We start from the raw sequence: 11,695 nt of genomic DNA, 5'->3' as shown, positions 1-11,695 counted from the left end.
CCAGGCCGCGCAGACCGTGCAGGTGTCGGCGTACCCGGACCACTACGCCCAGTGGGAGCAGCAGGCCGCCGACCTCGTCGCCGAGCACTGGAACAACTGACACACAGGCGCATGATGCCGCTGGCCGGTACCCCGTGCGGGGTACCGGCCAGCGGCGTCTTCACGTCAGTGGGGCGTGGCGGCGTGGACCCGGACGACCGCGGCGGTGGCGTTGTCGTCGCCGCCGGCCTCCAGGGTGGCGCCGAGCAGGTCCCGGACCGCCTCCTCCGGTCGTGGTGCCGCCAGCAGCTCCCGGGTCAGGTGGTAGTCGACCTGGTCGCTGACCCCGTCGGTGCAGAGCAGCCACACGTCGCCGGGGCGCAGCGACACGGCGAGCAGGTCCGCCTCCGGCTCGCCCGGGTGCCCCGCGTAGCGGGTCAGCTGGTAGCGGGCGCGGGCGGCGGCGGGGGAGTCGGCCGGGTACCAGCCGTGCAGCACGCCCAGCCAGGCCGCCGTGTGGTCGACGGTCATCAGCTCCAGCAGGCCGTCGCGCAGCCGGTACGCGCGGGAGTCGCCGAGCTGGAGGAGCCAGCCCTGGCCGCCGTCGGGCTCGACGAGCAGGGCGGTCAGGGTGCAGCCGGTCAGCTCCGCCAGGCCCGTGCCGGCGGCGCGTACGGCCGACTGGACGCCGGCCACGGCGGCGCGCAACTGCCGGGGGCCGACGTCGGGCCAGGCGGCCCGGACCTGTGCGACCAGGGTGCCCATCGCCGTGGTGCCGGCCCGGCGGCTGCCCTCGCCGGCGCCCATCCCGTCGGCCACCGCCGCGAACGGCAGGGCCGGGTCGACGTGCAGCACGTCGAAGTTGGCCGGATAGCGGTTGCCGACGACGCTGCCGCCGACGGCCTCCACCGTGATCCCGCCGAGCGGATGGCGGCGCGGCTCGGCGGGCGCGGGAACGTCATCGGACACGGGGACCTCGGCATCGGGCACGGGAACCTCGGCGGGCCGGCGGGCGAAGGCTGGACACCGGCGGACGGTAGCACCGGGCGAGCCGAACCCGGGTGTCAACATGGGTTGACAGGATGGCGGGTGTCAACGTAAGTTGACGACATGAGTCAGGCAACGGAACTCGCCGCGGCAGCCGGCAGCACCGACCCCCGGGTCGGGCTGCGCGCCGTCCGCGCGCTGCGCCGGCTGCTGGAACGGCTCGAGGTGGTCCAGGTGGACAACGCCCGTCGACAGGGCTGGTCCTGGCAGGAGATCGCCGACGAGCTCGAGGTCAGCCGGCAGGCGGTCCACAAGAAGCACGCCGGGCGACCGGCGGTCGGATCCTCCTGGGAGGCGTGATGTTCGAACGGTTCACCGACCGGGCCCGCACCGTCGTGCGAGTCGCCCGGGACGAGGCCCGGGCCGAGGGCCAACGGCCGGTCGGCACCGAGCACCTGCTGCTCGCCCTCCTCGCCGACGGGGACAGCCTCGCCGCGCGGGTGCTCGCCGAGGCCGGCGTCCGCGCCGACGACCTGCGGGCCCGCGTCCGCCGGCACACCGAGCGGGGCGGCACCGGCCTCGCCGACGCCGACGCCGCCGCCCTGCGGGAGATCGGCATCGACCTGGCCGCGATCGTGGCCCGGATCGAGGAGTCGTTCGGCCCGGACGCGCTGCGCGAGGCGGCGCCGGCGCCGCGCCGCCGCTGGGGCCGCCGACGGTACGCGGGCGGGCCGTTCTCCTCCCGCGCCAAGAAGGTGTTGGAGTTGTCGCTGCGGGAGGCGCTGCGGCTGCGCCACCGCCACATCGGCACCGAGCACATCCTGCTCGGGGTGCTCCGTGAGGGGCGGGGGCTGGGCGCGCTGGTGCTCACCGAGGCCGGGGCCGACCTGGACGACCTGCGCCGGCGGGTGGAGACCGCGCTGCGGGCGGCAGCCTGAGCCTCCGGAGCCGGCGACCCGGGGCGGGATCGTAAACCTGTTTCCGCTGCGCGTAACGTCACCGCGTCGCCGGCTCGCTGCCGCGTCGGATCTGCTGCACACTGGCGCCGTGGATCCTCGACAGGACAGGCGCGCGGCCCACCACGGTGGCCTGCGCTCCGCCGTGGTGGTCAACCCCGTGAAGGTGGCCGACCTCGACGAGCTGCACCGGACGGTCCACGACGCCCTGGCCGCCGCCGGCTGGCCCGAGCCGCTCTGGTTCGAGACCACGGTGGAGGACCCGGGCCGTGGCCAGACCGAAAAGGCGGTCGAGGCCGGCGTGGACGTGGTCTTCGCCTGCGGCGGCGACGGCACCGTGATGTCCTGCGTCAGCGGCCTGGTCGGCACCGACGTCGCGCTCGCCGTACTCCCGCAGGGCACCGGCAACCTGCTCGCGGCCAACCTGGGACTCTCCGGGGACCTGGCCGCCGGGCTGGAGGTCGCCGTCGAGCGCGGCCGCCGGCTGCTCGACGTCGGCGCGGTCGAGGACCACTACTTCACCGTGATGGCCGGCATGGGCTTCGACGCCCAGATGCTCGCCGACACCTCCGAGACCACCAAGAAGCGGATCGGCTGGCCGGCGTACGTGGTGGGGGCCGCCAAGCACCTGCGCGACCGGCCGATGAAGGTGTCCATCCGCATCGACGACCAGCAGCCGATCCGCCGGCGGGCCCGCTCCGTGCTGATCGCCAACGTCGGGCGCCTCCAGGGCGGGGTGCGCCTGCTCACCGACGCCGAGCCCGACGACGGCTACCTCGACGTCGCCGTGCTCACCCCGCGTACGCTGCGGCACTGGCTGGCGCTCGGCTGGGCCGTCGTACGCCGGCAGGACCGCGTCCCCCGGATGGAGGTCTTCCGGGGCCGGCGCGTGGAGATCACCAGCAACCGGGCCCAGCCCCGGGAGCTCGACGGCGACCTCATCGAGCCGGGCCGCACCCTGAAGGCCGAGATCCGGCGGCGGGCGCTCTGGCTCTGCGTGCCGCAGCCCGCGCAGGCCCCCGACCTGGCCGAGGACGCGCAGGCGGCCGGAGAGCGGGGCGAGCAGCTCATCGACGAGGCGCACAGTGAGTAGCACCCGGATCGTGCCGGAGACCCGGCTGATGCCCGACGAGGAGCTCAGCGCCGACGACGCCTGGCACACGCTGCGCCGGCAGGGCGGCTGGCACCTGCTGCGGGACGCCTTCATCCGGTTCCGCTACGGCGACGGCTTCAGCCACTCCCGCGCGTTCGCGCTGCAACTGTGCCTCGCCGTGGTGCCGTTCATGATCGCGCTGACCGGCCTGATCAGCGAACTCGGCGTGGAGGAGGGCGGCCAGGTCGTCGCCGACACGGTGCTCGCACTCACCCCCGGGGCGAGCGAGCCGGTGGTGGCCGAGCTGCTCGGCGAGGGCGACCGCACCGAACGCGCCGGGGAGCTGGCGCTCAGCCTCGGCCTGATCACCGGCCTGGTCGCGCTGACCAGCACGATGGCGCAGATCGAGCGCGGGGCCAACCGGATCTACGGCGTGGAACGGGACCGCCCGGCGCTGTGGAAGTACGTCCGCGCCGCCGTCCTCGCCCTCACCGCCGGTGTACCGGCGCTGACCGGGTTCCTGATCCTCGTCGGCGGCGGCCCGATGGGCGACTCGGTGCAGCGGCACTACGCCTGGGGCGAACTCGCCAACGGCGTCTGGGACGTGGTGCGCTGGCCGCTCAGTCTCGGGCTGACCGTCCTGGCCGTCGCGGTGCTCTTCCGGCACGCGCCTCGCCGCAACCAACCCGGCCTGTCCTGGCTCTTCTTCGGCGCCGGGATCGCCACCGTCCTGTGGTGGGTGGCCAGCCTGCTGCTCGCCGCGTACGTGCGGTTCAGCGACGGGTTCGGCCAGACCTACGGCGCGCTGACCGGCATGATGGCGCTGCTGCTGTGGGCGAACCTGACCGGCATGGCGCTCTTCGGCGGGCTCTCCTTCGCCGCCCAGTTGGAGGCGTTGCGGATCGGCGTGCGCGAGCCGGCCCAGCCCGACCTCTGGGAGCCCGAGGCCGAGCGCGACCAGCTCCACGACACCGGCGACATGACCTCCCTCTAGTCCGTTTCGGACACCCTCCGGTGTACGCGGAGCGCCGATCGGGTATTGCGGCACGCCAGGAGCGAGAGGGAGGCTGCCGTGGCCGTGGTCAAAGAGGCGTTGCGTCGACCCCTGGGTCACTTCACCGAGCGGACGCTCGCCGGCCTGGCGGTCGTGCTCGGCGCCGGGGTCGGCTTCGGGGTGCTCCTCGTCCTGGTCCGGACCCGGTGGACCCCGCTGTACGACGTCGACCACGGCGTGGCCGCCTGGCTCAACGACCTGGTCGCCCCGCACGGGCCGCTGGTGACCGTGCTCAACGCGCTCACCGACCTCGGCGGTCGGGCGGTCATCGTCTGGCTGGTGTCGGTCGCCGTGGTCGGCCTGCTGATCCGCCGGCAGGGCCGGCTCGCGGTGTTCCTGATCGTCACCGGTCTCGGTGCGCTGATCCTCGACCCGGCGCTCAAGACGCTGGTCGACCGGCTGCGCCCCGAGGTGGAGGTGCCGATCGGCAGCTACGCCGGGGACAGCTTCCCCAGCGGGCACGCGCTCGGCTCGATGGTCGCGTACGGGGCGCTGCTGCTGGTCTTCCTGCCGGCCATGTCGCGCCGATGGCGCAGACCCGCGATCGTCCTGGTCGCCGCCGTCGTGTTCCTGATCGGGCTGACCCGGATCGCGCTGGGCGTGCACTTCGTCTCCGACGTGCTCGGGGCCTGGCTGCTCGGCGCCGCCTGGCTCGGCGTCACCGCGTACGCCTTCCGGCTGTGGCGGTTGGAGCGGGGCCGGCCGGTCCCGGCGCTGACCGAGGGGCTGGAGCCGGAGGCCGCGCACGAGGTGGCCCCCGCCCCCGACGAGGCGCACCTGCTGCCGCACCCCCGGGCGGCCGTGTTCGAGGTGGTCGTCGGCTGGGTGCTGGTCCTCGGCGCGCTCTACGGCTTCGGCATGTTCGTCAGCTACCACGCCGGCGGCACCCTCTTCGCCACCCTCGACACCGACGTGCCGAGGTGGTTCGCGGAGCACCGCACCCCCGACCGGGACGACCTCAGCCACTGGTGGAGCAAGGCCGGCGACACGCACGCCATCCTGCTCATCTCGCTGGTCTTCTGCCCGCTCGTGCTGGCCGTGTGGCGGCGCTGGCGGCCGGTGCTGTTCGTCGCCCTGACCATGTTCGGCGAGCTGAGCCTCTTCCTCGCCTCCGCCGCCGCGGTCGACCGGCCGCGCCCGCCGGTGGGCAACCTCGACGGCCCGATGCCGACCTCCTCGTTCCCGTCCGGCCACATCGCCGCCACGCTCTGCGTCTGGGTCGCCGTCGCGATCATCGTCGTCCCGCGTACGGACAGGTGGTGGCGGTGGATCTTCGTGGCGCTGGCGGTGGTGATGCCGGCCGGCGTGGCGATCTCCCGGATGTACCGGGGGATGCACCACCCCACCGACGTCATGGGCGCGATCATCCTCACCACCCTCTGGATCGGGCTGCTCTACTGGGTCGTCCGCCCCAACGAGGACCTGCGTGAGGGCAACCGGCCCAGCATCGAGTCCGAGGACGTGCACACCCTCGACGACGAGCTGGCCAAGGCCGCCCGGGTGGACTGACGGCGCCGATGCTGCGGGTGATGAGCTGGAACATCCGGACCGGCGGCCGGGACCGGGGCGGCGCCGACCGCCGGGACCGGCTGGCGCGGGTCGTCGCCGCGCAGCGGCCGGACGTGCTGGCCCTGCAGGAACTGCGGGACTTCGACTCGGGCGACGTGCTCGGCGACTTCGCGGGCCGGGTGGGGATGCGGCCCCACCTCGCCCGTTCCTGCTTCGGCCAGCCGGTGGCGGTGCTGCTCCGGCCGCCGCTGCGCGCCCTCGCCGCCGCCCGGGTGCGCCGGCCGTTCCACCACGCCGCGCAGCGGGTCACCGTGGCGACCGACGCCGGCCCGCTGACCGTGCTGAGCGTCCACCTCGATCCCTACTCGGGGCTGCGCCGGCGCGTCGAGGCGGGCTGGGCCGCCGCCGCGCTGCGCCGTACGCCGGGGAAGCTGGCGCTGCTGGCCGGGGACCTGAACACCCTCGACCCCGTCGCCGACCACACCGACCGGATCGCCCGGCTCCCCGCCGCGTACCGCCGCCGTCACCTGCGTCGGGACGGGCGGACGGTGGACACCCGGGCGGTGGCCCGACTGCTCGCCGTCGGCCTGGTCGACCTGTACGCGGCGGCCGGCACGCCCGACGCCGGGCTGACCGCGCCGACGCGGCACGGCGGCGGCGCGGAGTTCTCCGGCATGCGGCTGGACTACCTGTTCGGCACCCCGGCGCTGGCCGCCCGGGTGCGGGACTGCCGGGTGGTCCGGGGCGGCGACACCGAGTACGCCTCCGACCACTACCCGCTCGTCGCGGACCTGGCCCTCGACCCGGCCTGAGCCCACCCGGTCGGTCATCTGGTCACCCGGCTGCCCCGTCGGCCACCCGGCCGCCCCGCAGGTCGCCTCGACGCGCCCGCCGCCGGGTGCTTGCCGGGGCTGGTTACCGTGTGCCGGTGATCGACTCGCCCGGCCCGGCTCCGCGTGCCACCGGAACACCCGCCACTTCTGAGCCCGCGCCGCTGGTCGTGGCCGTCGCCCGGGGGATCGCGCTGGTCGTGGTGGTGCCCGTGCGGCTGGCCTGGGAGCTGGTCGCCGCCGTCTGCGGGTGGCTGCACCGCTGGCTGCTCGCGCCGGTCGGTCGGTTCCTGGACCGTTGGCTGCTGCGCCCGGTCGGCTGGCTGCTGCGTCACCTGCTGTGGCTGCCGCTGGTGTGGCTCGCCCGCGGCATCGCCTGGCTGGCCCGGACGCTGGTGTGGGTGCCGCTGGTGTGGCTCGCCCGCGGGCTGGCCTGGCTGGCCCGGACGGTGGTGTGGGTGCCGTTGGCCTGGCTGGCGTACCACCTGGTCTGGCTGCCGCTGAGCTGGCTCGCCCGGCTCCTCGCCCCGCTCGGGCGCCTGCTGGCGGCCGGGCTCGCCGCGCTGGGCCGGTGGCTGCTGGCCGCCGGCCGGGTGCTGCTCGACGCGGCGGCGTGGGCGTGGCGGATGACCGGCCGGCTGCTGTGGTGGTGCTACGCGCTCACCCTGCGGCCGTTCGTGCTCGCGGCGGGCTGGCTGTGGCGGCACGCCGCGCGCCCGGTGGGCCGGGCGGTCGCCGCCGCGTGGCGGGCGACGGTGTCGCCGGTCGCCCGTTGGCTGCGCGGCAGCGTCGTCGACCCGGTCCGCCAGGCGACCCGCGAGGTGCTGGCCACCCTCGGCCTGCGCCGCTGACCCCGGGCGGGCGAACGGCGGTCACAGGACCAGGTTGAGGAGGACGGTCAGGACGATCGAGGCGACGATCGAGAAGAGGATCATCAGGAGGCAGCCGAGGCCACCGCCGGCGGGGCGGATCTCCGTGTTGCCGATGCGCATGTGATCACCTGTTCGTCAGGGACGGGGCGAGCAGGGCACGGATCGCGCCGGCGACCTGCGCCGGCGCGGTGGTCGCGACGTTGTGCGCGGCGCCCGGCACGGTGAGCGTGCGGGCGTGCGGCACCAGCCGGCCCACCTGCGACCGCCAGGACGCCGGCACCACCGGGTCCCGGGAGCCGGCGACCACCAGGGTCGGCGCGGTGATCCGGACCAGGTCCGCCTCGACACCGTTGCGTACCGAGTGCGTCAGCGTCGCGTGGACGCGCCAGGGGCGGGCGTCCACGACGTCCCGGAGCAGGATCGGCGCCTGTAACGGCGCCTCCCGCAGGGCGTCCACCAGCCACCGCCCGAACTGTCCCCGCCGGGACCGGGCGGCCGGGTCGCCGGTCGGCCCGGCGAGCACCACGGCCCGGACCGCGTCGGGCCGGTGGGCGGCCAGCGCCGCGACGACCTCCGCGCCGAACGAGTGCCCCAGCAGGCAGACCGGCGGCATCCGGTACGCGGCGAGCCAGGCGGCCAGGTGGCTGGCGTGCCGGGCGACGTCGTACGCCGTGCCGGGGCGCTCGGTGAGCCCGAAGCCGGGCAGGTCCGGCGCGTACACGGGGTGGGTGTCGGCCAGCGCCAGGGCGAGTGGGGTCAGGTAGCGGTGGGACACCGCCAGCCCGTGCACCAGCACGACGGGTGTGGCGCCGGTGCCCGGGCCGGCCGTGCGGCGGGTGTGCGTACGGATCCCGTCGACCAGCCGCCACTCGCTGGTCAGGCCGGCGGCCGGGCGCGGCGCGGCCAGCGCGAGGCGCAACTCGGCCGGTCCGAACCGGCCGGGCGGGGTCACCCGGGGCCGCCGGGTCGGCGAGATCCTCACAGCTCGCGCAGCCTCGGCAGCAACTGCTCCTGCGCCCAGTCCAGGAACATGGGTTGCGTCTCGCCGCCCACCTGCACGATCGCCACGTGGGTGAAGCCCGCGTCGACGAACTTCTTGAACGCCTCGACGTGCCGGTCCACGTCGGGCCCGCAGGAGATCCCCGCGGCCACGTCCTCCTCGCGGACGAACTGGGTGGCGGCGGCGAACGACTCCGGCCCGGGCAGGTCCGCGTTGACCTTCCAGCCCATCCCGAACCAGCGGAACTGGTCGTGCACGATCTTGCGGCACTCCGCCTCGTCAGGGCCGTAGCAGATGGCCACCTGCCCGTAGCGGGGCCGCCCGACGCCGCCGGCGTCCTCGTACATCTCGATGATGTGCGGGTCGGGCTCGGTGGCGACGATGCCGTTGCCGTACTCGGCGGCGAGGGTGGCCGACTGCCGGCCCGAGGCGGCGATCGCCATCGGCACCGGGCGGTCCGGCCGGTCCCACACGTAGGCGTCCGGCACGTCGTAGTGGTTGCCGGAGAAGGTCAGCGTCTCCCCGTTGAGCAGGGGCCGGATGATCTGGAGCGCCTCCTCGAACATCTCGTGCCGCTGCTGCACGTGCGGCCAGCCGCCGACCACGTGCTCGTTGAGGTTCTCGCCCGCGCCGAGGCCGAGGGTGAACCGGCCGTCCGAGAGCACCCCGACGGTGCTGGCCTTCTGCGCCACGACCGCCGGGTGGTAGCGGCGGATCGGGCAGGTCACGAAGGACATCAGCTCCGCCCGGCTGGTGGCGTGCGCGACCGCGCCGAGCACGGACCAGGCGTACGGGGAGTGGCCCTGCGAGTCCAGCCACGGGTAGTAGTGGTCGGAGATGACGAGCTGCTCGAAGCCGGCCGCCTCCGCCCGCACCGCGTAGTCGACCAGGTGCTTGGGGCCGGCCTGCTCGCACAACAGGGTGTAGCCGACGGTGACCATGGCGTTCTCCTTCCGAGCCGTCTTCCCGCCCGGCTCGGCGACCGGACCAGGCGGATCATCCACGGATACCCCCGGCGGCGCCGATCAACCCTCGCGGCCGGCGGGGGAGCGGGCGGCGCGCATGGTCAGGTAGCGCTGCTCGGGCAGGCTCGTGGTCAGGGCGACCGCAGGACGGCGTGCCCTCACAGGCACTTCACAGCGGTGCCGGATAGGGTCCGAGCAGTCAACGACCCGCTCCAGGGTGGAGTGCGGCGTGATCCTGCGGGAGTTCCGATGGTCTTCAAGAAGATGCTGAGCGCGTTCGGTGTGGGTGGGCCGAGCGTCGACACCGTCCTGACCAACCCGAACACCCGACCCGGCCTGACCCTGGAGGGCCAGGTGAACCTGGTCGGTGGCGACGCCCCGGCCAACGTCGAGCAGGTCGTCGTCAGCCTGGTCACCCGGGTCGAGATCGAGGGCGGCGACACCGAGTACGCCGGCATCATGGAGTTCCACCGGCTGCCGGTCAGCGGCGCGTTCCAGCTCGCCCCGAAGCAGCAGCTCTCCCTGCCGTTCCAGCTCCCGGTGCCGTGGGAGACCCCGATCACCGACGTGTACGGCCAGCGGCTGCGCGGCATGACGATGGGGCTGCGCACCGAGCTGGCGATCGCCCGGGCGGTGGACAAGGGCGACCTCGACCAGGTCAACGTGCACCCGCTGCCGGTGCACGAGCGGATCCTGGAGGCGTTCCAGCAGCTCGGGTTCCGCTTCAAGCACGCCGACCTGGAACGCGGCCACATCCGGGGCACGCAGCAGACGCTGCCGTTCTACCAGGAGATCGAGTTCTTCGCCTCGCCCCAGTACGCGTCGACCATCAACGAGGTCGAGCTGACCTTCGTCACCAGCCCGCACGGCGTCGAGGTGATCCTGGAGTGCGACAAGCGCGGCGGGTTCCTCACCGCCGGGCACGACGCCTTCGGCCACTACCGGGTCTCGTACGCGGACGCCGACCGGACGGACTGGGTCCAGGTCGTCGACGGCTGGCTGCGCGAGACCACCTCGCGCTACGGCAGCCTGCGCGCGCAGGGCTTCGGCGGCCACGGCCACGGGCACGGCCGGGGTCCCGGTATGGGCGGCGTGGTCGCGGGCGCCGCGCTCGGTCTTGTCGGCGGAATGGTCGCCGGCGAGATGATCGAGGACGCGATCGAGGGCGACTTCGCCGAGGACTTCGGCGGCTTCGAGGAGTAGGACCAGACCACACACGGCGGTGGCCTCCGGGACGTACGCCCCGGAGGCCACCGCGTGTTGTGGCGCGCGTACCCGGTCAGTGCCGGGCCTTGCGCTCCTCACTGCTGCGCCAGTTGCTGCCGGCCTTGGCCAGACCACGGCTACCCAGGTAGCCGAGGGTCAGCAGCGTGATCATGAACCACGCGTTGGGGGCCCGGAAGATGTCCACCCCGGCCGAGTTCTTCCCGACCAGCTGCGAGGCGGCCAGCACGCCGATCACGGCCGCGATGTAGACCCAGAACTCGGTGGTCCGCAGCGCCGGCTTGGTCTCGGTACCGGGTGCCTGCATGGCCTCCCGACGCCCGTCGGGCACCATCGGCATCGGGCGGGTGGGCGTCTCCTGCATGGCCCGGTCCTGCATGGCCCGGTTGGGCGCTTCCTGCACCGGCCGGTTCATCGGCCTGGTGGATGCAGCCTGCGTGCTCATCTTGTCCTCCTCAGGATGCGATGAGTCGTACCTGCATTCCCTCCCCCCGCTACCGCGTTTCGGCCACGGCACGGTTCGCGTTCATGGCGAGGGCACCCGCCGTCTACCCGACCCCGCGGGGGCAGTAACACCGACCGGCGGCCGGGAAAAATCCGGTCCGCCGGGCCGCGCGGGGCGCGCCACGGACGGGGTACGCCGCCCGCCGGCCGGCCCGGCGGTGCGGGTTTGCCGGGGCGGTCGCCGGGCACGCACCCGGACCGACACTTCTGTGAGGTGATGGACGTGCGTGAGGACGACATGCGACAGGACGCCGCCCGGCGGGCCGAGGACCGGATCGCCGGCGGCGTGTACGGCGAGGGCGTCCTGGACGAGGTGACCGTGCCCCGCACCGACGTGCAGCGGGTCATCCAGGACGAGGACCCGGACGACCCGGCCCACGTCCCGGTCGACCCGGACGTGCTGCGCGACGGGGGCCCCACCCGGGGGCAGGGCGCGATCACCACGACCGGCGGCACCGCCGGCCCGGCCAGCGCCCGGCGGCTGGCCCGGCAGCCCGAGCGGCACCCCGGCAAGGTGGCCCCCACGACCACGGGCGACGCCACCACCGGCGGCATGAGCACCCCCGCCGGCGGCTCCACCAGCGACCAGTCCAGCACCGCCAGCCAGGTCGGCAACTTCACCACAGAGTGACGGAACCCCGTCGCGGCCCCACCGGCGTATGCGGGCTCCACTGGACGTCGGACGTGAAGACGCCGCTGGCCGGTACCCCGCACGGGGTACC

The 11,695-nt window shown here is 74.4% G+C and carries 13 protein-coding genes; 9 read left to right on the top strand and 4 right to left on the bottom strand.

All coding sequences use genetic code 11. The annotated features are described in order from the left end of the window. Positions 1 to 165: 165 nt before the first annotated feature. Positions 166 to 948, bottom strand: coding sequence for a PP2C family serine/threonine-protein phosphatase (locus tag AB0L34_RS30075; protein ID WP_363708612.1), 783 nt, complete (start codon positions 946 to 948; stop codon positions 166 to 168). Positions 949 to 1,089: 141 nt separating this feature from the next. Here AB0L34_RS30075 and AB0L34_RS30070 point away from each other — a divergent pair, with 141 nt between their 5' ends. From AB0L34_RS30070 to AB0L34_RS30040, 7 genes are all read left to right on the top strand, one after another. Continuing rightward, entirely contained in the window at positions 1,090 to 1,326 is a 237-nt protein-coding gene (locus AB0L34_RS30070) for an HTH domain-containing protein (RefSeq protein WP_089001290.1), read from the top strand. Then, a complete protein-coding gene (locus AB0L34_RS30065; RefSeq protein WP_350712656.1) occupies positions 1,326 to 1,904 on the top strand; it encodes a Clp protease N-terminal domain-containing protein in 579 nt (192 codons plus the stop codon). Before AB0L34_RS30070 ends, AB0L34_RS30065 begins: the two co-directional genes overlap by 1 nt. Positions 1,905 to 2,013: 109 nt before the next feature. Further along, positions 2,014 to 3,015 (top strand): diacylglycerol kinase family protein, encoded by a 1,002-nt coding sequence (locus tag AB0L34_RS30060; RefSeq protein WP_363708610.1) that lies wholly within the window; start codon positions 2,014 to 2,016, stop codon positions 3,013 to 3,015. Continuing rightward, a complete protein-coding gene (locus tag AB0L34_RS30055) occupies positions 3,008 to 4,009 on the top strand; it encodes a YihY/virulence factor BrkB family protein (RefSeq protein WP_363708608.1) in 1,002 nt (333 codons plus the stop codon). Before AB0L34_RS30060 ends, AB0L34_RS30055 begins: the two co-directional genes overlap by 8 nt. A gap of 78 nt (positions 4,010 to 4,087) precedes the next feature. Continuing rightward, positions 4,088 to 5,578: a phosphatase PAP2 family protein gene (locus AB0L34_RS30050; protein ID WP_363708606.1), complete on the top strand. Its 1,491-nt coding sequence runs from the start codon at positions 4,088 to 4,090 to the stop codon at positions 5,576 to 5,578. Between the two features lie 8 nt (positions 5,579 to 5,586). Continuing rightward, positions 5,587 to 6,390, top strand: coding sequence for an endonuclease/exonuclease/phosphatase family protein (locus AB0L34_RS30045; protein WP_363708604.1), 804 nt, complete (start codon positions 5,587 to 5,589; stop codon positions 6,388 to 6,390). 116 nt (positions 6,391 to 6,506) lie between these two features. Continuing rightward, on the top strand, positions 6,507 to 7,259 hold the full coding sequence (locus AB0L34_RS30040; protein ID WP_363708601.1) for a hypothetical protein: 753 nt from the start codon (positions 6,507 to 6,509) through the stop codon (positions 7,257 to 7,259). Between the two features lie 145 nt (positions 7,260 to 7,404). Here AB0L34_RS30040 and AB0L34_RS30035 read toward each other — a convergent pair whose 3' ends face one another. Next, complete coding sequence (locus tag AB0L34_RS30035) at positions 7,405 to 8,262, bottom strand: alpha/beta hydrolase (RefSeq protein ID WP_363708599.1); 858 nt, start codon at positions 8,260 to 8,262, stop codon at positions 7,405 to 7,407. Next, complete coding sequence (locus tag AB0L34_RS30030; RefSeq protein WP_357465018.1) at positions 8,259 to 9,221, bottom strand: TIGR03557 family F420-dependent LLM class oxidoreductase; 963 nt, start codon at positions 9,219 to 9,221, stop codon at positions 8,259 to 8,261. The genes AB0L34_RS30035 and AB0L34_RS30030 overlap by 4 nt, the downstream gene beginning before the upstream one ends. Before the next feature lie 273 nt (positions 9,222 to 9,494). On the opposite strand from AB0L34_RS30030, the gene AB0L34_RS30025 reads away from it, so the two are divergent. Further along, entirely contained in the window at positions 9,495 to 10,448 is a 954-nt protein-coding gene (locus AB0L34_RS30025; protein ID WP_350712648.1) for a sporulation protein, read from the top strand. 76 nt (positions 10,449 to 10,524) lie between these two features. Here AB0L34_RS30025 and AB0L34_RS30020 read toward each other — a convergent pair whose 3' ends face one another. Continuing rightward, positions 10,525 to 10,914 (bottom strand): hypothetical protein, encoded by a 390-nt coding sequence (locus AB0L34_RS30020; RefSeq protein WP_357465022.1) that lies wholly within the window; start codon positions 10,912 to 10,914, stop codon positions 10,525 to 10,527. A gap of 282 nt (positions 10,915 to 11,196) precedes the next feature. On the opposite strand from AB0L34_RS30020, the gene AB0L34_RS30015 reads away from it, so the two are divergent. Then, entirely contained in the window at positions 11,197 to 11,604 is a 408-nt protein-coding gene (locus AB0L34_RS30015) for a hypothetical protein (protein WP_357465024.1), read from the top strand. Positions 11,605 to 11,695: the final 91 nt, after the last annotated feature.

Source organism: Micromonospora sp. NPDC052213, assembly GCF_040679695.1.
GTDB lineage: Bacteria > Actinomycetota > Actinomycetes > Mycobacteriales > Micromonosporaceae > Micromonospora.
This window is presented reverse-complemented; position numbering and strand designations above follow the sequence as displayed.